22 protein-coding genes are annotated in these 22,392 nt (G+C 59.9%); 5 read left to right on the top strand and 17 right to left on the bottom strand.

What is annotated here, in order from left to right; translation table 11 throughout:
- Positions 1–17 precede the first annotated feature (17 nt).
- The 4 genes from ACXYMO_RS16140 to ACXYMO_RS16155 all read right to left on the bottom strand — a co-directional run bounded on the left by ACXYMO_RS16140 (position 18) and on the right by ACXYMO_RS16155 (position 4,334).
- On the bottom strand, positions 18–788 hold the full coding sequence (locus ACXYMO_RS16140; RefSeq protein ID WP_458879758.1) for a glycerophosphodiester phosphodiesterase family protein: 771 nt from the start codon (positions 786–788) through the stop codon (positions 18–20).
- Entirely contained in the window at positions 785–1,243 is a 459-nt protein-coding gene (locus ACXYMO_RS16145; RefSeq protein ID WP_458879759.1) for a RidA family protein, read from the bottom strand. The genes ACXYMO_RS16140 and ACXYMO_RS16145 overlap by 4 nt, the downstream gene beginning before the upstream one ends.
- Before the next feature lie 68 nt (positions 1,244–1,311).
- Entirely contained in the window at positions 1,312–2,613 is a 1,302-nt protein-coding gene (locus ACXYMO_RS16150; protein ID WP_458879760.1) for an HlyD family type I secretion periplasmic adaptor subunit, read from the bottom strand.
- Positions 2,610–4,334, bottom strand: coding sequence for a type I secretion system permease/ATPase (locus ACXYMO_RS16155; protein WP_458879761.1), 1,725 nt, complete (start codon positions 4,332–4,334; stop codon positions 2,610–2,612). The genes ACXYMO_RS16150 and ACXYMO_RS16155 overlap by 4 nt, the downstream gene beginning before the upstream one ends.
- Positions 4,335–4,554: 220 nt before the next feature.
- On the opposite strand from ACXYMO_RS16155, the gene ACXYMO_RS16160 reads away from it, so the two are divergent.
- Both ACXYMO_RS16160 and ACXYMO_RS16165 read left to right on the top strand, forming a co-directional pair.
- Positions 4,555–5,337 (top strand): MlaA family lipoprotein, encoded by a 783-nt coding sequence (locus tag ACXYMO_RS16160; protein WP_458879762.1) that lies wholly within the window; start codon positions 4,555–4,557, stop codon positions 5,335–5,337.
- A 4-nt stretch (positions 5,338–5,341) separates the two neighbouring features.
- Positions 5,342–5,935 (top strand): MlaC/ttg2D family ABC transporter substrate-binding protein, encoded by a 594-nt coding sequence (locus ACXYMO_RS16165; RefSeq protein ID WP_458879763.1) that lies wholly within the window; start codon positions 5,342–5,344, stop codon positions 5,933–5,935.
- A 6-nt stretch (positions 5,936–5,941) separates the two neighbouring features.
- On the opposite strand, the gene ACXYMO_RS16170 is transcribed toward ACXYMO_RS16165, so the two are convergent.
- Complete coding sequence (locus tag ACXYMO_RS16170) at positions 5,942–8,164, bottom strand: transglycosylase domain-containing protein (RefSeq protein WP_458879764.1); 2,223 nt, start codon at positions 8,162–8,164, stop codon at positions 5,942–5,944.
- A gap of 252 nt (positions 8,165–8,416) precedes the next feature.
- Between ACXYMO_RS16170 and ACXYMO_RS16175 the strand changes: the two genes are divergently transcribed.
- Complete coding sequence (locus tag ACXYMO_RS16175) at positions 8,417–8,755, top strand: P-II family nitrogen regulator (RefSeq protein ID WP_458879765.1); 339 nt, start codon at positions 8,417–8,419, stop codon at positions 8,753–8,755.
- Positions 8,756–8,785: 30 nt separating this feature from the next.
- Complete coding sequence (locus tag ACXYMO_RS16180) at positions 8,786–10,123, top strand: ammonium transporter (protein WP_458879766.1); 1,338 nt, start codon at positions 8,786–8,788, stop codon at positions 10,121–10,123.
- 214 nt (positions 10,124–10,337) lie between these two features.
- On the opposite strand, the gene ACXYMO_RS16185 is transcribed toward ACXYMO_RS16180, so the two are convergent.
- From ACXYMO_RS16185 to ACXYMO_RS16205, 5 genes are all read right to left on the bottom strand, one after another.
- Positions 10,338–11,522: an amino acid aminotransferase gene (locus tag ACXYMO_RS16185; protein ID WP_458879767.1), complete on the bottom strand. Its 1,185-nt coding sequence runs from the start codon at positions 11,520–11,522 to the stop codon at positions 10,338–10,340.
- Complete coding sequence (gene sseA, locus ACXYMO_RS16190) at positions 11,522–12,379, bottom strand: 3-mercaptopyruvate sulfurtransferase (protein ID WP_458879768.1); 858 nt, start codon at positions 12,377–12,379, stop codon at positions 11,522–11,524. Before sseA ends, ACXYMO_RS16185 begins: the two co-directional genes overlap by 1 nt.
- 96 nt (positions 12,380–12,475) lie before the next feature.
- Positions 12,476–12,757 carry a hypothetical protein gene (locus ACXYMO_RS16195; protein ID WP_458879769.1) on the bottom strand — a complete coding sequence of 94 codons (282 nt, stop codon included), beginning with the start codon at positions 12,755–12,757 and terminating at the stop codon, positions 12,476–12,478.
- A 143-nt stretch (positions 12,758–12,900) separates the two neighbouring features.
- Positions 12,901–13,377: an SsrA-binding protein SmpB gene (smpB, locus tag ACXYMO_RS16200; protein WP_458879770.1), complete on the bottom strand. Its 477-nt coding sequence runs from the start codon at positions 13,375–13,377 to the stop codon at positions 12,901–12,903.
- 141 nt (positions 13,378–13,518) lie between these two features.
- Positions 13,519–14,337, bottom strand: coding sequence for a sulfotransferase family protein (locus ACXYMO_RS16205; protein ID WP_458879771.1), 819 nt, complete (start codon positions 14,335–14,337; stop codon positions 13,519–13,521).
- A gap of 258 nt (positions 14,338–14,595) precedes the next feature.
- Here ACXYMO_RS16205 and ACXYMO_RS16210 point away from each other — a divergent pair, with 258 nt between their 5' ends.
- Positions 14,596–16,173, top strand: a complete 1,578-nt coding sequence (locus ACXYMO_RS16210) for a DUF5928 domain-containing protein (RefSeq protein WP_458879772.1) — start codon at positions 14,596–14,598, stop codon at positions 16,171–16,173.
- Between the two features lie 103 nt (positions 16,174–16,276).
- Here ACXYMO_RS16210 and ACXYMO_RS16215 read toward each other — a convergent pair whose 3' ends face one another.
- The 7 genes from ACXYMO_RS16215 to ACXYMO_RS16245 all read right to left on the bottom strand — a co-directional run bounded on the left by ACXYMO_RS16215 (position 16,277) and on the right by ACXYMO_RS16245 (position 22,347).
- Positions 16,277–16,954, bottom strand: coding sequence for a DUF1523 family protein (locus ACXYMO_RS16215; RefSeq protein WP_458879773.1), 678 nt, complete (start codon positions 16,952–16,954; stop codon positions 16,277–16,279).
- A 10-nt stretch (positions 16,955–16,964) separates the two neighbouring features.
- Entirely contained in the window at positions 16,965–17,240 is a 276-nt protein-coding gene (locus tag ACXYMO_RS16220; RefSeq protein WP_458879774.1) for a hypothetical protein, read from the bottom strand.
- 2 nt (positions 17,241–17,242) lie between these two features.
- On the bottom strand, positions 17,243–18,589 hold the full coding sequence (locus ACXYMO_RS16225) for a DUF6638 family protein (RefSeq protein WP_458879775.1): 1,347 nt from the start codon (positions 18,587–18,589) through the stop codon (positions 17,243–17,245).
- On the bottom strand, positions 18,586–18,879 hold the full coding sequence (locus tag ACXYMO_RS16230) for a hypothetical protein (protein WP_458879776.1): 294 nt from the start codon (positions 18,877–18,879) through the stop codon (positions 18,586–18,588). Before ACXYMO_RS16230 ends, ACXYMO_RS16225 begins: the two co-directional genes overlap by 4 nt.
- Before the next feature lie 96 nt (positions 18,880–18,975).
- Complete coding sequence (locus ACXYMO_RS16235) at positions 18,976–20,919, bottom strand: AAA family ATPase (RefSeq protein ID WP_458879777.1); 1,944 nt, start codon at positions 20,917–20,919, stop codon at positions 18,976–18,978.
- Between the two features lie 57 nt (positions 20,920–20,976).
- Positions 20,977–22,098, bottom strand: a complete 1,122-nt coding sequence (locus tag ACXYMO_RS16240) for a hypothetical protein (protein ID WP_458879778.1) — start codon at positions 22,096–22,098, stop codon at positions 20,977–20,979.
- Positions 22,099–22,347, bottom strand: a complete 249-nt coding sequence (locus ACXYMO_RS16245) for a hypothetical protein (protein WP_458879779.1) — start codon at positions 22,345–22,347, stop codon at positions 22,099–22,101. It lies immediately after the preceding gene.
- Between the last annotated feature and the right edge of the window lie 45 nt (positions 22,348–22,392).

Raw genomic sequence — 22,392 nt, forward strand, 5'->3', positions numbered from 1 at the left:
GGCCCATCCGGCCCGGTTCAAGCCGGGAATGGCGCCGCATAACCTTCGAAGGTGATGTTGTCGGCCGTTTTGCGCGCTTCGGCTTCGGCCTCGGGCGAGCGGACGGTCCAGCACAGGACCGGGACGCCAGCAGCGTGCAGTTGCTGAACGCGGGGGCGGGTCAGGTCATCCTGCTGGTGGCTGATGAAAGCGGCGCCCACGCGGTCGAAATCAGGGATGTCGCGCAGCCGGTCGCAGCTTTGCGTGCTGAGCGGCCAGTCGGCCGGGTCGTAATCGCCAGTTGTCAGGCCACGTGGCAGATCCGGCGCAAGACGGGCCATTTCCGCGACGCTGTGGGGATTGAACGACATCACCGCCACCGGCCCTGTGTAGTGGGTCAGCGCTGCCGCCGTCGCCGATTCGAGCGGGCCGATGTCCGCACCCATGCCGCCGTCCTGATCCTTGAGCTCGATTAGAACGGGTACCTGACCGGCGACAAGGTCCAGAACCTGTTCCAGCGTGGGAATGGTTTCGCCATCCCCACCCGTGAGGGGGATGGCCGCAAGTTCGCCGGCGGTGCGGCGGCGCACGGGGCCGGTTTCGCCGGTCAGGCGGGACAAGTCATAATCGTGAAAGACCATTGCGCGCCCGTCGGCAGAGAGTTGCAGGTCAATCTCGATCCCGTACCCGGCCTTTACGGCCGCACGAACCGCCGCGCGGCTGTTTTCCGGGCGACCCTGCGCCACATCATGCAGAGCACGATGTGCCAACGGCACACGCAGGAACACCTCTGGCAGTTGGGGGGTCATCGGATCTGAAAGATACCTTCGATTTCGACCGCAACGCCCAACGGAAGCGCCGCGGCGGACACGGCGGAGCGAGCGTGGCGGCCAGCATCGCCCAGCGCCTCGACCAGGAAATCGGAGGCTCCGTTCACGACTTGGGGCTGGTTGGTGAAATCCGCGGTCGAATTGACAAAGCCGGTCAGTTTCACGACCCGAACCAGCCGATCGAGATCGCCGTCACAGGCGGCCCGCACCTGCGCCAGCAGGTTGATGGCACAACGTCTGGCCGCGGCGGCGCCAGCCTCGACATCCATGGTGTCGCCCAGTTTCCCGAGGATCAGACCGTTTTCATCGTTCGAAATCTGACCGGAAATGTAAACGATGTCGCCCGTCTTGACGAAAGGTACATAATTGGCGGCCGGGGCGGGTGCGTCGGGAAGGGTGACGCCAAGATCGGCAAGTTTGGCTTCGATGCTCATTGAGGCAATCCTTTGCTGAGGTTTGGCCGCACGCTAGCCGGGACAGCGCCGCGCGAAAAGCCCCAAGCTCAGCTTTCGCGGAAGGCTTTGATGAAGTAATCGGCCAGCGGCTTGACGAAATAGGCTAGGGGCGAGCGGTCTTTGGTCCGGATGAAGGTCTCGACCGGCATGCCGGGGATCAGCACCGTTCCCTCGGGCAGTTTTGCCTGTTCGCTATCGTTCAGCACGATTTCCGCGCGGTAAAAGGACAGCTGGCTGTTGGCGTCCTCGAACGCATCCGCCGAGATCTTGGTCACCGTACCAAACAGTTCCGGTGTCTGGCGCTGATCCAGCGCCGAAAAGCGCAATGCCACGGACTGGCCGACCGAGATTTGGTCGACATGGATAGGTTCGACCCGCGCGGCAATCACCAACGGCCGGTCCTGCGGGACAAGGTAGAGCACCGGATCGGCCGGGCGGATGACCGATCGGGGTGTGTGCACTTGCAGCCCATAGACGATGCCGGACACAGGCGCGGAAATGTCGAGTCGTTGCAGACGTTCCTGAAGCGAGCGGCGCTGTTCGGCCAGTTCCAGTTCGCGGTATTGCAGGTCACGCAGGCGGGTGATCGCCTCTTCGCGCTGACGCGTACCGAGTTTCAGAATCTCGATATCGATCTCGGTGATGCGCCCTTCGGCCTGGGCCTCGGACGCCTTGAGCTCGCCCAGTGTGCCGTCAAGGTTGGCCGAGGTGCGTTGCAGGTTCAGGACCGTTGCCGCCTGCGCCAGCCCGCGGTCCAGAAGGGATTGCTGATTGCCAAGTTCCTGCCCGATCAGCTCAAGCTGGATGCTGAGCGAGTTTTGCTGTGCCTTGATGCCTTCGATCTGGTTTCGGATCTGGCCACGGCGTTTTTCAAGTTGCTCGGTCTCGCGCGCGACCGATTCACGGCGCGCGGTGAACAGACGGTTTTGACCCGCGATCAGGTCTTCGACGTCCACGTTGTTCTGCGCGGCGGCCAGAAGTTCGGGTTCGAAGGTGATCGCATCGGTGCCATCGCGTTCCGCCTCCAGCCGGCCGCGGCGGGCCATGAGTTCGAACAACTGCCCCTCGGTGATGAGAAGTTCAGAGCGTAACAGGTTCGAATCCAGCCGGATCAGCGTATCGCCCAATTCGACCGAGTCGCCCTCATCCACCAGGATTTCGGCCACGACACCGCCATCGGGGTGTTGAACGATCTGGCGGTTACGATCCACCTCGATCCGGCCCGAGGCAATGATCGCCCCGGCGATATTGCTTCTTACCGCCCAGGTGCCAAAGCCCCCGACCAGCAATGCCAGACCCAGAATGCCGATCACAACCGGGCGGCGGGCGGACCAGACGCGATCGCTCATCTCACGCCTCCCATGGCTGCGGTTTTCTGCAATTCTTCATGGTTGGCAACCATTTCGCGCAGCACCTTTTCCTTGGGTCCGAATGCGGCGCGGATCCCGTCCTGCAAGACCAACAGCGTATCGCATTCCTGAATCGCCGCCGGGCGGTGCGCCATGATCAGAACCGAACGCCCGTCCGCCTTGAGCGCGCGGATCGCGTGGTTCAACGCGACGGACCCGTCATTGTCTAGGTTCGAGTTCGGTTCATCCAGAATCACGATGACCGGATCGTCATAAAGTGCGCGCGCCAGCGCGATACGCTGCATCTGTCCGCCGGACAGGCGCCCACCATTGGCGGTGACGCGGGTGTCATATCCGTCCGGCATCATCACGATCATGTCATGAGCGGCCGCCTTTTTCGCGGCGGCAACCACCTTTTCGCTGTCGGGTTGCGCGCTGAGCCGGGCGATATTCTCGGCAATCGTGCCGTCAAACAACTGTACCCGTTGCGGCAAGTACCCGATGTGCTGGCCCAAAACGTCCGGGCCGTATTGATCCAGCCCGGCCCCATCCAGACGGATGGTCCCGCCCGCGGGGCGCCAGACCCCGGTCAGCGCCCGGGCAAGCGTGGATTTACCCGCACCCGACGGGCCGATCACGCCGACGGCCTGCCCCGGCTCGACATTGAAACTGATCGTTTTGAGGGATGCGCGCGTATCGCCCGGCGGCACCACGGTCAGTGACTGAACGTCCAGACGGGCACGCGGTTTGGGCAGGGCGGTGCGGGGCTGTTCGGCCGGAACTTTGGTGAGCAATTCGGCCAGGCTTTTCCACCCTTTCGACGCGCGCTGAACCAGGGCCCACTGACCAATCGTCACCTCGATCGGGGCCAGCGCTCGGCCCAGCAGGATGGACCCGGCGATCATCGCGCCCGGCGTCAATTCGTTCTGCAGCACGAGATAGGCCCCAAGGCCCAGCATCGCCGATTGCAGGAACATGCGCAGGGTTTTCGTCAGCGACGAAAACGACCCGCTCACATCGTTGGCGGCGACGGTTTCGACCAGCGATTTGTCGCGCGCCTCCTGCCAGCGGCGGAAGGCGGCGCCCCGCATGCCCATACTCTGTATCATCTCGGATTCATTGCGAATTTGGTCCGAAATCATGCTGGCCCGGTGGGACGATTTATTCGCCTGCGTCAGCGGGCGACGCGACAGCAACTGGTTTGCCAGCGTGATCAGAACCAGAACCGCACCGCCCCCAAGGGCAAGCATGCCCAGCCACGGATGGAACAGCATGATCCCGGCCAGAAAGATCGGGGTCCAGGGAAGGTCGAACACGGCGATGACGACAGGCGAGGCGATCAGTCGCTGGACCGATTCAAGATCGGCCAGACCGGTCTGTGCGCCGGGATCCGCGGCAACCGCGGACCGGCGGATCATCGAATCGAACACCCGTTGATCCAGCGCCGCCTGGAACCGCGCACCAACCCGCGCCATGATGCGCCCGCGCGTGTAATCAAGCACGCCCATGATGCCGTAGAGGAATACGACCAGAAGCGACAATGCGACAAGGGTTTCTTCGGACCGGCTGCCCAGAACGCGGTCATAGACCTGCAACATGTAAAGCGGCCCGGTCAGCATCAGCAGGTTGGCAAACATGCTGAACAGTCCAACCGTCCAATAGAGCGATCGGCTTTGACGTCGCGCTGCGCGAAGTTCTTCTTGGCCGCTTTGGGGTGTCATTGACTGCTCTGCCTTTTTTACGTCGTCATTGCACATACAAGACATGGACCGGTGTCATCTGATCGCAAGACGGCATCAATCCACCAATGTGGAATCGTATCTGTTCCTTAAGTGCCACAAATTGTTTAAGTGACTAATCAACATCTGTGAACTGCCGATGTATGACCTACATATGCGGTTCGAAACCGTGAACAGACCGATAAATTGGACTTTTGTCAGTATGAGAGCAAGGTTGCAACACACCCGGATCGTCGGTGTCCTTCTTATCGTCGGGCTGCTCGGCGCTTGTGCCACAGGGAAATCGGATCATCAATCGACCGGTGATGTTTTCGATCCCTATGAAAAGACTAACCGCGGCATTCATGAGTTCAACCGTGGCGTCGACAAATTGTTTTTTCGGCCCGCGTCCAAGGGATATGTCTCGGTCGTTCCCGAACCGATCGTCGAGAGCATGAGCTATTTCGCCGACAACCTGTCGATGCCGCGAAATATCGTGAACTCTCTGCTGCAGGGCAATTTGAAAGCTGCCGGCGCGGCAACGGCGCGTTTCCTGATGAATACGACCATCGGTTTTGCCGGGCTGGCTGATCCTGCCACGGAATTCGGCATTCCCGAGGCCGATACCGATTTCGGCGAAACCCTGCATGTCTGGGGCGTGCGGGAAGGGGCCTATATCGAACTGCCTTTCATCGGCCCGTCAAACCAGCGCGATGCGGTTGGCACGGTCGTGGATTTCTTTACCAATCCGCTCTCGTACGCCACCAACAACCCGATGGAAAACGCGAGCATCTATGCCGAAGTATTCCAGCGCATGGGCGAGCGTGGCCGGTTCGCGGACACCTATGATTCGATCCTGTACGAAAGTGCTGACAGTTACGCACAGGCCCGTGTGATATACCTTCAGAACCGCCGGTTCGAACTGGCCGGGGAAGGGGGTGAAGTGTATGATGACCCCTACGCTGATGATTATGCAGACCCTTATGAGAACCCCTATGACGAGTAAACCTATGCACAGACGTTCTTTTGTCGCCTCGGCCTTGGCCGGTCTCGGCCTGACGGCCCTTCCTGTTCCTGCGCTTGCCCTGTCCGAAAGCGGCGCGCGCCAGCTGGTCGACTCGATCGTGGGCGAAATCAACCGCGTCATCGGATCGGGCAAGTCCGAAGCGTCGATGATCCGCGACTTCGAAAAGATTTTCGTGCGCTACGCCGATGTGCCGATCATGGCCCGATATGCGCTGGGTGTGGATGCGCGGCGCGCATCAAGAGCACAGCTGACGGCCTTTACCCGCGCATTCCAGGGCTACATCGCTGGCAAGTATGGCAGGCGGTTCCGCGAATTCATCGGTGGCCGGATCGAAGTCAAATCTTCCCGCAAGATCAAGGCCGGATATGAGATCCGAAGCATGGCCTATCTGAGTGGACAGGCGCCGTTCGAAGTAACGTTTCTTGTTTCCGACAAGTCGGGCAAGAACCTGTTTTTCAACATGTTCATCGAAGGCGTGAACCTGTTGTTGACCGAACGCACCGAGATTGGCGCGATGCTGGACAAACGCAAGGGCAACATTGACCTGCTTATTCAGGATCTCTCGAAACTGAGCTGATCACGGTCAGCGGTTGGAATCCACCTTGGGGGCCTGGCCGCCGCCACCACCGCCAAAGATATCACGCAGGACCTGGTCGATCACCGTGCCGACCGGGTCTTTTTTCTGTCGGGCCGGCCCCGGGTCGCGCGCCCGCGCAAGGCCCTGCGGCGGGCGCATGGGCAGCGGCGCCGGGGTAAGACCCTCGTGCACGCGCACCATGGTTTCATGCCAGATTTCAGCGGGCAGACCGCTGCCGGTGACGCCGGTCAGGGGTGTGTTGTCATCATACCCCATCCAGACACCCGCCACGTATTGCGAAGTAAAGCCGATGAACCAGGCATCGCGCGCGGCCTGTGTCGTGCCGGTCTTGCCCGCCACCTGCCACCCCGGAATGGCGGCGCGTCCGCCGGTGCCTTCGGAGACGACCTTTTCCATCATCCAGATCAGCTGTTCGGCTGCGGCGGTCTGGATCACCCGCTCACCGATACCGCCCTCGGTTCCGATCAACGGTTCGGCGTCCCCAAGCAGTTTCAGGTCAATAAGCCCGTAGGGTTTTACCGATGACCCGCCATTCAGAATTCCCGCATAGGCCCCTGTCATCTCGATGAGCGTGCTTTCCGATGCCCCCAGCGCAAGGGCCGGACCAAGCGCCAGATCGCTTTTGATGCCAAACCCGTCGGCCACCTGGCGCACCAGATCGCGGCCCGCCCGTTCCGACACCTTGACCGCAGGCACGTTCAGCGAATCCTTGAGTGCACGGGTCAGCGTCACCTGGCCGTAATGCTTGCGCGTATAGTTTTCCGGGCACCATTCGCCCGAACCGGGAATGTTCATGCAGAACCGTTCGTCCACTATCGTATCCAGCGGCGAATACCCCAATTCCAGCGCGGTGGCATAAACGAACGGCTTGAACGACGATCCGGTTTGGCGCAGGGCCTGTGTCGCGCGGTTGAAGCCGCCTGACACCTTGGTGTTGCGCCCGCCCACCATCGCGCGCACGGCCCCGTCGGCGGACATCACCACGATGGCGGCCTGCGCCTTGGACCCGTCACGCACCTTGTTTTCAAAAACAAAACGCATCGCATCCTCGGCCGCCGTTTGCAGGCGTCGGTCCAGCGTGGTGCGGATGATCACATCCTCGGTCGTTTTCCGGGTCAGGAACTCGGGGCCGCTGGACATGACCCAGTCCGCGAAATAGCCGCCGGCCTTGGCCTCGGCGGCCTCGGACAGAACGGCGGGGTTGTCCTGGGCATCCTTGGCCTGTGCATCGGTCAGATAGCCCTGTTCGTTCATCAGCCGCACGATCGTGGCGGCGCGGTTCTGCGACCGTTCAAGGTTGTTGGTCGGGGCGTACCGCGTGGGCGCCTTGAGCAGACCGGCCAGCATCGCGGCCTCGGCCGGGCTGACATTGGCCGCCGACTTGCCGAAATAGCGCTGGCTGGCCGCCTCGAACCCGCGTGCGCCGGCCCCCAGGAACGCGCGGTTCATATAGATCGTGAGGATTTCGTCCTTGGAGTATTTCGCTTCCATCGCGAGGGCGAAAATCGCCTCTTTCCCCTTGCGCCACAGCGATCCCTGACGGCAGTCGGCCTCGTAGGCCGCTTCGCTTTCCCATGCGGAGGGATCATATTCGACACCCAGACACAAAAGTTTCGCCGTCTGCTGGGTGATGGTCGACCCCCCATTGCCCGACAGGGGGCCGCGCCCTTCGCGCAGGTTGATGCGCACGGCGCTGGCCACACCGCGGGGGCTGACGCCCAGATGCCGGTAGAACCGCTTGTCCTCGGTCGCGATGATCGCGTTTTTCAGGTTCGGCGAGACCGAACCGGCCGTGACCACGCCGCCAAACTGATCGCCGCGCCAGGCAAAAACGGCACCGGTATGATCCAAAAGGGTGACCGACCCGCGCGCGCGCCCGTCAAAAAGGTCGCGCACGTCGGGTAGGGTCGTGTAGATGTAACCGACCGCCAGCCCGACCAGCAGGCAGACGACTAGGCCGAACCGCCATGTGAGCCGCCAGATCACGCGTAGGATCCAGCCCAAAATAGCCCCGAAAAAGCCGCGAATGCCGCCCGGACCGCTTTTCTTGCGCGTTGTCTTGCGCTTGCGTGCCGCCGGTTTGGCGGCCGTCTTTTTCGCGGCTGTTTTCGGTTTGGCCTTGGGTTTCGCAGACGCACCGCCCCGCATCGCCGATGGGTAGCGTTTGTCGGCAACCAGAGGTGGTTTTCGCGGTGATTTGTTGCTCATGTTTAGCCCTGCCCGGCCTTTGTCTTTTGCGCACATTACCCCGGCAATTGGGATTTGTAGAGCCTTGCACAACCCGCGATGCATTCATTTCATGCACAAAAATTAATCAAACCCCAAAGTTTGTGCAAAAATTGTGCAACTTTGATGGACTGCCCGCCCGAACAGCAGGCCTGAATGTTCCAATTTCAGCGATGAAGACGCCATCTAGCCGGGGATAAACGCGGGGGAACCCGCCAAGTGAAGGGGATAGAGGTGAAACTCATCATTGCAACGATCAAGCCGTTCAAGCTGGAAGAGGTCCGTGAAGCACTGACCGAAGCCGGTGTGCGCGGCATGATGGTCACGGAAATCAAAGGCTTCGGGTCCCAGTCGGGCCATACCGAAATCTATCGCGGGGCCGAGTACGAAGTGAACTTCGTACCCAAGATCAAACTGGAAATCGTTGTCTCGGCGGGCATGGCCGACATGGTTGTAGAAACGATCACCAAAACCGCGCAAACCGGTAAAATCGGCGACGGTAAAATCTTTGTGCTGGATGTACTGCAGGCGGTTCGCGTGCGGACCGGCGAAACCAACGAAGACGCGCTGTAAAGCACAGCAGAGCCAAGGGACCAAATACTCATGACACTTCTCAAGACACTTCCCGTTGCCGCCGCGCTGATCGCGCTGCCAACGCTGGGCCTGACACAAGAGGCCGACATGACGCCGCCGAACGGCGAAATCGGCTATATCTTTACAACCTTCATGTTCTTGGTCACCGGGTTCCTGGTGTTCTGGATGGCCGCCGGCTTTTCCATGCTCGAGGCGGGCCTGGTGCGTTCCAAGAACGTCACCATGCAGCTGACCAAGAACATCGCGCTGTTTTCGCTGGCGGCGCTGTTCTATTACCTGATCGGGTACAACCTGATGTATCCGGGCGACGAATGGACGATCAATGGCATCATCGGTGCGTTCAGCCCAGCCGTCCTTGAGGCCGTTGGCCTGGCGGACACCGAAACCGACCTGACCTATGCGTCGGTTGGGTCCGATTTCTTCTTTCAGCTGATGTTCTGTGCGACCACCGCATCGATCGTTTCGGGCACGCTGGCCGAACGGATCAAACTGTGGCCGTTCCTGATCTTCGTCATCATCCTGACCGCCCTGATCTATCCGATCCAGGCGTCCTGGAAATGGGGCGGTGGTTTCCTGGCACCAGGTGAAGAAGGCGTGACCGACTTCCTCGACTTCGCCGGTTCGACCGTTGTGCACTCGGTCGGTGGCTGGGCCGCTTTGACAGGCGCGATCATCCTGGGGCCGCGTATCGGCAAGTACAAGGACGGCAAGACCATTCCGATCCCCGGTTCGAACCTTGCCCTCGCCACCTTGGGTACGTTCATCCTGTGGATGGGGTGGTTCGGATTCAACGGCGGTTCGCAGCTTTACATGGACACTGCCGGTAACGTCGCCGACATCAGCCGCATCTTTGCCAACACCAACGCCGCAGCCGCCGGTGGCGCCATCGCCGCGCTGATCCTGACCCAGCTTCTTTATAAGAAGCCGGACCTGACCATGATCCTGAACGGTGCACTTGCCGGTCTGGTGTCGATCACCGCCGAGCCGCTGACGCCCGGTCTGGGGTCTGCCACGCTGATCGGTGCCGTGGGTGGTATCATCGTCGTGTTCGCGGTTCCGTTCCTGGACAAGCTCAAGATCGACGATGTCGTCGGCGCGATCCCGGTTCACCTGTTCGCCGGTATCTGGGGCACCATCGCGGTTGTCTTTACCAATGGTGACGCGTCCCTGGGCAAACAGCTCTACTCGATCATCGTGGTTGGCGCCTTTGTTGTCGTCTCCTCGGGCATCGTCTGGCTGATCCTCAAGGCCATCGTGGGTATCCGCGTCGGCGAAGAGGAAGAGATCAACGGGCTCGACATGGCCGAGCTGGGCATGGAAGCCTACCCGGAATTCTCCAAGGGCTGATCAATTCCAGTCAACAAAGCCAAGAAAGGCCCCGGTGATGCAGCACCGGGGCCTTTTTTCGTGGGCTGGGACAGGGCGCGCAGGGCAAACCGCCGAGGTGGATAACAAAAAGATCAGGCGCGCCGTGGGTAACACCGACATATTCACCATGTGTGAAAATATGATCGCCCGTACCAGAGCATTCGGTCGGTTGTCAGATTGCACCGTGGTACATTCACACCCCGGCGTCGATGATCGCCTGTGCCAGAATCGGAACCGTATCCGCGTTCAGCCCGGCGATGTTCATCCGGCTGTCACCCACCATGTAAATCCCGTGTTCGACGCGCAGCTTTTCAACCTTGTCCGGACTTGCCCCCAAAAGCGAGAACATGCCCCGGTGCTGCGCAAGAAACCCGAAGCGATCGGACCCGGACAGGCGCTGAAGCTCATCCGCCAGCGATTTGCGCAGGCGCAACATCGACAGGCGCACATCTTCAAGTTCGCTGGCCCAGTCGGCCCGCAGATCAGTGTCGTTCAGGATCATCGTCACCAGACGGGCACCATGATCGGGTGGAAACGAGTAATTCTGCCGGTTCAAAAACGCGAGCGTACCCTGGTTCAACCCGGTCCGCGTGTGATCCTGCGCTATGGTCATCAGCAATCCGGTGCGCTCACGGTAGATGCCAAAGTTCTTCGAACAGCTGGCCGCGATCAGGCATTCCGGCATCTGCGCGGCAACCAGCCGCGTTGCGGCGGCGTCTTCCTCAAGCCCGTCGCCAAAACCCTGATAGGCCAGATCGATCATCGGGATCGCACCGGTCTGTTGCATGACCTCGACAACGGTCTGCCATTCCACCGGGTTCAGGTTGGCCCCGGTCGGGTTGTGACAGCACCCGTGCAGCAGGATCACATCCCCGGCGCGGGCAGTTTTGATATCTTCGATCATTCCGTCAAAATCGACACCGCCGGTGGCACTGTCGAAATAGCGGTAGGTGACGGTCTCAATCCCCAGATAGTTCAGGATCGACGTATGGTTCGGCCAGGTCGGGTTGGACACGAACACGCGGGCCTGCGGGTTCGCCATGCGGATCAGTTCAAACGCCTGTCGCACGGCGCCGGTTCCGCCGGGGGTCGCGGCGGCCGCCACCGCGGCGCGCGGCACCGAGCGCCCCAGGATCAGGTCAATCATCACATCGCCAAACCCCGGATCGCCCAGCAAACCGACATAGGATTTGCTTGTCTGTTCTTCCCACAGGCGGTGTTCTGCAGCCTTGATTGCCCGCATCACCGGGGTCACGCCCTGGGCGTTCTTGTAGACCCCGACGCCCAGATCGATCTTGTCGCTGCGCGGGTCTTCGCGAAAGGCCTGCATCAGGGCCAGGATCTTGTCGGCGGGTTGTGGTTTCAGATGTTCGAACATCACGCGTCTCCGGTGGCAACTGGCAGAGTCGAGAATGCACCCCATTCGGCCCAGGACCCATCATAAAGCGAATGGTCACTTTTCCCCATCCGCTCCATCGCAAGGTTGAGAACCGCGGCCGTCACCCCCGACCCACAGGTGGTTATGGCGGGTTTGGACAAATCAACACCGGCGGCTTCGAAAATGGCGCGCAACTCATCGGGTGATTTCATCGTGCCGTTCTTGTTCAGCAGGTCCATGAAATACACGTTCCGCGATCCGGGAATATGCCCGCCGCGCAACCCTTCGCGGGGCTCCGGGGCCTCGCCCTTGAACCGCCCGGGCGAACGCGCATCGACGATAACGTGATCGCCCAGCTTGGTCGCGGCCGAGACCTGGGTCACATCGCGCACCAGGCTGTTCTGAACCCGTACCGTCATGTGCCGGTCGCGCACCACGGGCGGCATGTCTTCGATCTCGCGCCCTTCGGCCTGCCATTTGGGCAGCCCGCCGTCCAGAACGGCCACGTTGGTCTGCCCCATCAGGCGGAACAACCACCACACCCGCGCAGCGGACGAAAGGCCCGCACCGTCGTAAACCACAACCTGGTGGCCATCGCCCACGCCCATGGCGCGCAGCCGGGACATGAACTTCTCAACCGGGGGCGCCATATGCGGCAGGTCCGAACGGTGGTCCGATATGTCATCGATATCAAAAAACCGGGCGCCGGGGATGTGCGCCGCGTCGTATTCCGCCTTGGGGTCGCGCCCCGCGTCGGGCAGATACCACGATCCGTCCAATACCCGCAGATCGGGATCTTTCAGATGGGCCGCCAGCCAATCGGTTGAAACAAGGGTTTTGGGATCATCATGTGCCATCGGACGCGCCTCTTTCGGTCATGGTTTGACCTACAACTCACGGCGGTTCGAGGCAAGACCGGGCTGCCCCGTCAGGGGGCAACCCGGTGTCGCAGCTTATTTGCTCATCGCGTTGCGCAGCATACCGACAATGGCCAGCACGACGCCACCGCCGACACCGCCGCCCGCCACTTGCGAGATGATGGTGCCAATATCCATGCCACCGGCCGCCGCGGCCATGTCACCGCCGCCCAGCATGCCCAGAATGGTCGAGCCCAGACCGCCCCCGACAATCCCCGAGAGCGAGTTGATCAGAACGCCCTGATTGAGATTCTTGAGAAGTCCGCCGGCAACGTTGCCGCCGACTGCGCCCGAAAGCAGACCGATAATCAATTCCATAGTGTATTCCTCTCCTGTCCCAGCCCCATTCGCGGGACCCGTGCGGGAGCAAACATACCATGCAATGCAAATTTTTCAGGCAGGGAAATTTTCACCCGCCTTCCCCGTCCGGGCGCGGGCGGCAGTTCCGGATGCGACCGGCTCTAACCGTTGTCTTTCATCAGGCGTTGTTTCTGGCGCGACCAATCCCGTTTGGCCTGTGTTTCGCGCTTGTCGTAGTTCTTTTTGCCTTTGGCGATGCCCAGCTTCAGCTTGGCCAACCCCTTGTGATTGAAATACATCACGATGGGCACAAGCGTCATGCCCTTGCGCTGGGTCGCATTCCAGAGATTGGCCAATTCGCGCCGCGACACCAGCAACTTGCGGCGTCGGCGTTCTTCGTGGCGGAATGTCTTGGCCTGGTCATAAGGGGCAATATAGCAATTGACCAACCACAGCTCGCCATCTTCGACTGCCGCATAGCTTTCGGCGATATTGGCCCCATTCTGGCGCAACGATTTCACTTCGGACCCTTCCAGCAGAATGCCGCATTCCAGATCCTCCTCGATGGCATAGTCGAACCGCGCCCGCCGGTTCTCGGCGATCACCTTATAGTTGGGGTCTGATTTTGTCTGTGCCATGGCTGGCAGATGTAGGCGGTGGACTGCCCGGACGCAAGATGCGCGCCACCGGGCGTGCAAATGATACTCCCGCCCTTCATCTTGCCAATAAACTCTGGGGTTTGGGGCAAAGCCCCAATTTGCATGACATGCAAAACCGGCTCAGTCGCCCAGTTTTGCGTGCACCTCGTCCAGATCAATCTCACCGGTCGGCATCTTGTTCCCCGGATTCTCGAAATCGTATTTGAACAAGTCAAAGTCGCGCTTGTAGATTTCATAGACCAGATGCATCGACAGGTCGTCGAAATAATCCTCGACCGGATGCGCGCGCTTGGGGCCGTGTCCTTCGCTTTCATTGAAGCGGGGGATGGTTGCCAAATCCAACGCGTGCGGCGTTTCAACTGATTTCAGAACCTCGTCCATGCCGTCGTTGAAATGCTCGGTCCAGACGATCTTGTCGTAGGTGCCGCCGTTCACGATAAAGGTGCTGACGTGGCCCGACATGGCAGACCAGTGGATGTCAGGGTCCATCGGGCGACGCCAGCGAATCGTGTCGCGCGCGAACAGAAGGAACCGGCGGAACGACTGGATCTGGTCAAAGTCGGCTTTGCCGTCCTCGCCCCCGACTTCGATCCCGTATTTGTAGATCAGCATCGGCACCAGATTGCCGCGATAGCGTTTGCCGTTGCGCTGAATGCCGCAAATCTTGTCAAAGAACGACGACAGGATGCGGGTGTAGGGGTTACGCACACAGGTAAAGGCATAGGATTCGTGGTTCTGCACGTTGCGGGTGATCGGGTCCTGACTGGCCTCAAGCGCCCACTTGTGCATGCCTGACTGGGCATCGTGGATGTCACCGTCGAAAAATTCGCCGTGATCCGAATAATACATGATCTGCCCGATGGTCGAGCAGGCGCATTTCGGAACAACCCGATAAACCATGCTCTCGGTTTCGGTCATCCAGGTTCCCGGAAACCCCATCTGCCTCGCCTCCAGACGTTCGCGTCTTTTTTCGTTACCCGCTTATAGCAACCTTGAAATGCCTAAACAAACCTTGTTTTGGAAAGGTCCACGGCACGCCGGAAATCAAAAAAATGCGCACCCGCCCGGCCATTGCATCATCCGACCGGCGCAGACAGGTCGCAGGGCACAAAAAACGACGGAAAGCCGGTTTATTCAAAGCGTGTTCATCTTTATCTATGTAAACGACGAACAAACAACAGGCGTCCAGCACAAGACATGGCCAAAATCGCGTATATCCTGCTGTGTCACAAAGACCCTGATGCGATCATTCAACAGGCGCAGCGGCTGACGGCCGTGGGCGATTACATGTCGATCCATTTCGACGCCAGCGCCAAGCCCGAACATTACCGCAAGATACGCGCCGCGCTGGAGGACAACCCAAACGTCACCTTTGCCCACAAGCGGATCAAATGCGGGTGGGGGGAATGGTCACTGGTGCAGGCGACCCTGTACGCAGTAGAATCGGCGGTCGAGGCATTTCCCCGCGCCACCCATTTCTATATGCTGTCGGGCGATTGCATGGCGGTGAAGACCGCGGAATATGCCCACAGGTTCCTCGATGAAAACGACGTCGATTTCATCGAGAGTTTCGATTTCTTCGAAAGCGACTGGATCAAGACCGGGATGAAGGAAGACCGGCTGATCTATCGTCACTGGTTCAACGAGCGCACCCAGAAACGCCTGTTTTACGCATCCTACAAACTGCAGGAACGGCTGGGACTGACCCGCGAGGTGCCCAGCGACATTCAGGTTCAGATCGGCAGCCAGTGGTGGTGCCTGCGTCGGCAAACGATCGAGTGGATTCTGGACATGACGCGCCAGCGGCCCGATGTCATGCGGTTCTTTCGCACCACGTGGATCCCGGATGAAACGTTCTTTCAGACACTGGTGCGCCACCTGGTGCCCGAGGATGAAATTCGCACCCGGACGCTGACCTTTCTGATGTTTTCGGACTACGGAATGCCGGTGACCTTTTACAACGACCACTATGATCTGTTGCTGAGCCAGGATTTCCTGTTCGCCCGCAAGATCAGCCCCGAGGCGCAAGAGCTCAAGGCGCGGCTGGGCCGGCTTTATGCGGCGACGGATGTGCATTTTCAGATTTCCAACGAAGGGCGCAGCCTGTTCAAGTTCCTGACTGGGCGCGGCCGGGTCGGGCGCCGCTTTGCCACGCGGTTCTGGGAAACCGAAAGCTCACTGGGGCGCGAGCGCGAACTGATGATTGTGGTTTGCAAGAAATGGCACGTAGCCAAGCGTCTGCTGGAGCGGATCCGGCAGGTCACGAATGTGCCGGCCATCGAATACCTTTTCACCGAAGAGGAAACGCCCCTGCCGGATCTGGGCGGCATTCAGGCAACGCTGGAGAAACGCACGCGCCATCGCCGCGCACTGATGCGGATGCTGTTTGAATATTACGACACGGACCGTCTGATCGTCTGCATGGACCCGGGCAACCTTGACCTGATGCAGGATTTCTTTTCCGACCGATCAGTCACGCGGATGCTGGAGATCGAGTGCGTGTTTTCCGACGAGTATCTGATCGGTCACGCGCGCCGTGTCGGATTGGCCGGGGAACAGACCAGTCAGGCCACGCTGGAACGGTTATTGCCCACGATCCGAAATGACATGGTGTACGAGGCCGACCGTATCCGCGATGCCGGGTTCGCCCGGTACGGGCGCATGTCCGAAGCGGATTCGGCAGAGACCAACGCCGAGAAGCTGGCCGAATTCCTGAGCCTGTCGACCGACAAGGCGCTGGAAATCGCGCAAACCGATTATCTTTTTGCCGACTGACCCAGGCCAGCGGTGCGCCGGCGGCGCATTTCTTTTGTTGGCCGCACTGCGTGCGGATTGGGGCTCTGCCCCAAACCCCGGAGTTTTTTCGGCAAGATGAAGGTTACTTGGCGCGCCAGGAATCGAGCCAGCGGCCAAGGCGTCCCCGCTTTTCCGAATAGCTGCCGCTGACCGTGTCAAAGCGTTCCTCCAGGTCATGGAGTGCCGGATCAATCGTGCGCTCGCGGAACTGCCGCCACATCAACCGGATGAAGCCGATGGCCACAGCGAGGAAGATGAAGAAGAAGATGTTGAACCATGGGATGACGGTCACATCCGGGCCCGAGACCGGGCGGATGCCGATCGCATTGGGATAGATGGTCAGGTATTTGTTGCGCCATCCGTAATGGGTGATCACCGCCCAGCGTTCATCGTTCACCGGGGAGATGTTGGCGGCGGCCTGGGCCTGGAGGTCCGAGCTGTCGAACTTGAAATAGGGCGGCCAGATCCAGCCGGTATCTTCGTTGCGATAGACCATGACCCGGGTGCTGTCGCGCGGGACGAACCCGAACAGCCATGTCTTTTTCTTTTCGGTGTTGATCAGGCGCATGTCGCGGGTCGAGAGGTCAGACGTGCCGCTGTCGGCCTGGGCAAAGAAGGGGCGGTTGAGCCAGTTGAAATCCATGCGGATCACCTCGGTCGAGGTGATGCGGACGATGTCATGCTGAGGCAGCACGTAGTGCAGCAATCCGCCGACCAGCAGAAAGACCAGCAGCAGGAAGGTTCTTTTGATTTTACGCATGTCGGAGCCCTCAGTAATAGGTCGTCAGGATGTGGATAACCGCGACCAAGATCATGGGCACGACGTAAACCAGCAGGATCAGTTTTGGGCGGATCCCCGATTGATAGCGCGCCATGCCTTCGTTGATGAAGGCATCACGTGCAATGGGGTCGCCGCCGTCGGGGTGATCTTCGGCCCATTGGTTTTCAAGCTTTTCGCGCCGAACCGAGCGGGAATAGAACGCGATCATCAGGTAGATGATGCTGAGGCCGATAAAGCCAAAGACGATCAGTCTGAGAAATCCCATTGCTATCTCCTTACCGTGCCCCAGGGGCCAACCCTGCGGATGAGGTCCTGTTCGGGGGCCTTGGGTGTTCGGCCCTTCATGTCGGCCTCGCGCCCGAAGAGTGCCGCGCGCGCGCCGACCTTGTCCACCTGATATTCGCGCTCCAGGAACTCGGCCACAAAGGCGCGTTTGGCGTCGGGCCAGGTGGCGTAGTGGTGATAGAACACCTCCTTGTGGCAGATGAACAGCTGGCGGATGTCGAGCGGGGACAGTTCGGCCAGCAGCATGTTGACCAGATCGTGGTGTTCGGTATCGGCCGCGCGCAGGGAATAGAAATAGGCCGGATCATCCGATGTGATGCGCGGCCATTTCCCGCCCTCTTCGGCCCAGCGCGCCAGCGCGTGCAGCTCGTGATATTCGGGCGGCAGGCCGGCGGCGTTCTGACGTGCCAGGCGGCGCAGGTCGGCGCGGGTCAGCCCGGTCAGGTCAAGGCCCAGATCGGCCGCCGCGTCGATCACGATGAAATCCATCTTCTGGCGCAGGATCGCGGCGGCGTCGATGCCGCGCGCCTTGACGATGGGTTCGACCAGATCGTTGTATTCCAGGAACTTGGCGATCTGGTTCCGGTCCTTGAAATTGAACACGTATTTGATGGGCAGGCCGGTCAGGTCGCTTTTGTCGCCGCGCGCGATGATGGCCGGGTGATCGACCGACTGAAACAGGTAGAGCCCGCCGAAATGCGCGGTCCAGAAATCGGGCTGATTGTATTCGCGCGCCCTGAGTTCGACAGGGTTGCGGGCAATATCGCCCGATTTCCCGGCCAGCGTGATCATGTCGGCGATCAGCACATCGTCGAACCAGGCGTCTTCCTCGGTTTTGAACCGGTTCACCAGTTTGCCCAGCTTTTCAGCGTGGCGCAGGGTGCCGCGGGTCGTGTCCGCCTCGATCCGGATGCGTGAGATATCGAACAGTTTGGCCGGGTCGGACACGTCAAAGACCGAATTCACCAACTCGCCCGCCACGGCATCGGTAGCCGTCAGGGCGAACAACTGCGCCTCGTTGTCATTGATGAAATCGCGCAGGATGTCGCGGCTGGTCGAGAATTTCACATGCAGCAGCGGGCAGTGTTTCTGATCGGTGCTGAGCAGGATGAATTGCCGGTTCACGCCGTTGTGGTTGAGATAAAGGTTATCGTCGAACTCATCCCCAATTTCAGGGGAAAAACCGGAAATGTCGATGTGGAAATCGCTCAGTTGCGTGGTCTTGCCGGTCAGATGTTCCAGCGCACGGTTATACCGGTCCACCAGCGCCGGGCTGGAGACGTGAAACAGGTTGCCATACATCAGGCCGCGTTGGATGAGGCGTTTCATGAGGATTCACCTAATCCTGGTTGGGCCGCGTCATCATTCCCAAAAACCTGTTTTGCCACATACGCGAAAACCAACAAAATAAGCATCCAACTCTTTCGCAGATTACCACCTATTTCGTGTGCTTCCGGCACTGAAATATTTCCCGTCAGAGAATAAAGAACGGATTTAGTTGAAATAAAATTTGCCATCTGTGCGTTCAATGCCGCCAACAAAGCAAACACGCAGGCCATCATTAATGAAATTGGAACGGCGGTCGATAGACCCAAACGATCCATCACTTTCAAAGCCATGGAAAGAACAGCCCACGAAATGAGCAACACACACAGCGAATAGGCTAGTGTCAAAGCGCTATAAGACATCATCCGCCTTCGCCTTTCTGACTGTCATCACCCCTTCCCCTCCAAATACCTTCTCTTCGCCTCCTCCTGACGTCCGAACTCACGCACCATATTTTCGATCGCGACCTCGTCCGACTTGTCGGCATAGCGGAATTCAGAATCCGCATAGCGGTTGATTTCCTGCAGCACCATTTCGGTGGTGATTGGCTGGCGCAGGTCGGCGATCATGTCGCGCTTGGTGTCGTAATCCTTGGACAGGAACAGGTCGGGGTTTTCCATCCATTCGTCGGGCAGCTCGAAATCCATCGCCCGCACCTTGACCGCGTCGGTGATGTTCTTGATCGCGCGCCCGGTGAACCGTTCATCCGCCTCCTGAATACCTTTCAGGTAGGTGCCCATCTTGGCGATGGTGTCGAGTTCGCCCACCTGGGCATGCACGCGGTCGAACACGTTGAGCAGCCCCTCTTCGTGCGGGCGGGCGTGGCTTTCAAAACTGGCGGCGACGGCCTTTTTGATTTCCTGTGCGGCGTAAACCTCGTGCTCGCCCAGCGGGATGTCGTGGTTTTTGCCCATCAGCAGATAGAGGATGTCGATGTAATCCTCGCGCGTTTGCGGTCCGTCGACCAGGAACCGTGCACCGGCCCGCTGACGCAGGGCATCGTCGACGTTTTCGGGATAGTTGCTGAACATCCCGAAGGTACAGTTCCCGCGCACCACCGTATTGGCGCCGGCAAAGCTCTCCATAAGCACGGCCGTGATTTCCAGCTGCCCTGAAGATGACTGCCGGTCGCCGCGCTTGCCGGCCAGCTGGTCGATGTCGTCGATGGTGCCAAAGCCGATCACGCCGGGGTCGATGATGGTGTTGATGAAGGCCTTGGCGTTCTGGCCCGATTTCCCCTGATAGCTGTCGATATTGTCGGTGCTCAGGTTCTGATAGCGGAACGGAAAGCCCGCGTTCAGGCAATAGTCGTTGATCAGCCCCGCCATCATCTGGATCAGCGTGGTTTTCCCGGTGCCCGGCTTGCCATCGCCCATGAAGGTAAAGATGAACCCGCCCAGTTCGGCAAAGGGGTTCAGGCGGCGGTCGAAATCATAGGCCATCAGCATCTTGGACAGCTTCATCGCCTGGTATTTGGCGATGTGGTTGCCCACCACCTCGTTCGGCTTCTTGAACGTCATGGTCAGGGTGGTCGATTTCGCCTTGGACGCGGGGGTAAAGCCCCGGATCGTCAGATCGTCGGATTCGATGTGCCAGGCGGCGGCATTGAACGCCTCAAGATGCGGGGCGGTCTGGGCGCGCAGGGCGACCTTTTCCATCAACTGTTCGGCAAAGGCCGACACCGTCGCGACAAGGCGCGCATCGTCGGTTGCATGGCTGGCCATGTCCTGATCCAGCTCCCACAGGGCGCCGTGCAGGGCCAGTTGCCCATTGTCGGTCAGAATTTCCTGCGCCTCGCCCACCTCGACCGTGACTTCGCCCAGGTGCGAAGACAGCAGGTAGGCCAGTGCATTGCCAAAGACATACAGCGAAATCAGCGCTTCGGCGGCCAAAAGCTCGGAAAATTCGGTCTTGCGCGCCGCGGGCAGATCCCCGGCCAGATTGGCGCGTTTCAGGTCGGCCAGCGCCGTTGCCTCGGAAAAATTCTGTGCCACGGCCAGGGAAATGGCCAGCGCCCGGCGCAGCGTGTGCATGACGGTCGCCTGCTGAGGCGAGGTCAGAACATCATCGCCATCCGACGCCTCGATCCGCGCAATCAGCTGCACACCTTCGGGCCGCGCTGTCGACCGCGTGACCAGACCGGGCGTGGTCGAGCGGAATCGCCGCCGCGTCCCGATCCCCGAGGACCGCTCCTGTGCCTGGGCCGGCGCACTGGCAGTGGCGGTGGCAATGCGCGGCGTATGATCAAACCCGTCCAGCATCGCCTCGACCGCCGGATAATGTTTGACGATGTCCTCTTCACGCAATTCCATCTGGTCGCTGGTCAGGCTCATATCAAAAATATTCCCATCTTCATCTTGCCAAATAAACTCCCGCCGGAGGCGGAAAACTCAGTATCTCAACACCCGCCCCTGTGGGCTGACCACGAATTTGCGCACGCTGGCAAACCCCGGCGGATTCTGTTCCGCCAGCACCTGAAAGGGGCGCTGGGGCAGGATGATCGACCGCTCGGTCAGCGTGGCGCCGGTATCGGCCCCGCGCCCGGCAAACGGGTCCAACGCGAACACTTCACGCTCGACCCTCCCGAACCAGCCGGACCGTTCCTCGATCACCCGTTCACTGGTCAAATCCTCAAGGGTCCAGACCAGCGCCCAATCCTGCCCCTCGGGCGATTTGGCATCGGCCAGCACCTTGCTCAGCGGTCCGGCCTGTTGGGTGAACGCATGGCTGTACATCGGCCCGATGTGATAACGGCGCAGCCGCTTGGGGTGCAGATCGTCGAAATCCTCGTCAAACCCCTTGGCGATGGTCAGCAGTTTCAGCCCGCCCAACGCCTGTGCGGTCAGATGCGCCTGAACTTCGGGCCAGCGGCGTTCGTCCTTGGGCAGGGCCGTGCGCCCGGTATCCTCAAGGTCCATCAAGTAAACCACCGGCAGGTTGGTCTGGCTGTCATAGGTCGCCCAATGCACCAGGAATTTTCGACGGTCGTCCGCCACATTGCCCAGCCACTGGCATTCGGGATCGTTCTGCACCCAGAACAGCTCCCCTTTGAGCAGTTCCTGATAATAAAGCCGCTGCGACATCGCAAATTGCAGCTTGGTCGGGACCCTGCGTTCGCTGATAATTGCGCTGATCATGTCGTTTTTCAGCGCCCCTTCGTCAGGCATGTTGGCCAGATGGCTGGCCGCCTGCTGGGCGTCGTTGGCCATGGTCATCAACTCGGTCACCACCGGAAACCCGCTGTCGCGTGTGTCGATGGAAAGCGAGCCGAAGAACCGCCCCGTATCGCGCCCCACCATCAGGTACTTCATGCTGAGCGCGCGAAAGGTAAAGGTAAGTGCCATCGCGTATCGGGTCAGGATCTTGACCTCGGTCTTCGTCATCGCGCCTTCGGCCTCAAGAACCCCGGCCACCCGCATCAAATGCTGGGTGATGGTTTCGAACTTGCGGAAATACCTGCGCGACGAAAACGTGTCCGTCAGGCCGGTATGGTCTTCGGCAATTTCAGTCATTCATTCGACCTCGGCCAAAAGCCAGCCATCGAACCGGTCCAGCGCTGCGACCTGATATTTCGTCTTGCGCAATACCAAACGCAGAAGCGGATAAATGACATAAAACGCAAACAGCAACGCCCACCCAAACAGAAAGGCCAGCACAAACGGCTCCAGATACGTCTTGCCAAAGGCGGCGACAACACCGAGTCCCGCAACCAGGCTCATGATCGAAATCATCATGATCCTTTGAGCGATCAGATCACCCATGACGCGTTGTTGGCACGTTCCCTTGTCAGTCTGGTTCGACATTTG

It is taken from the genome of Arenibacterium sp. CAU 1754 (assembly GCF_054482635.1).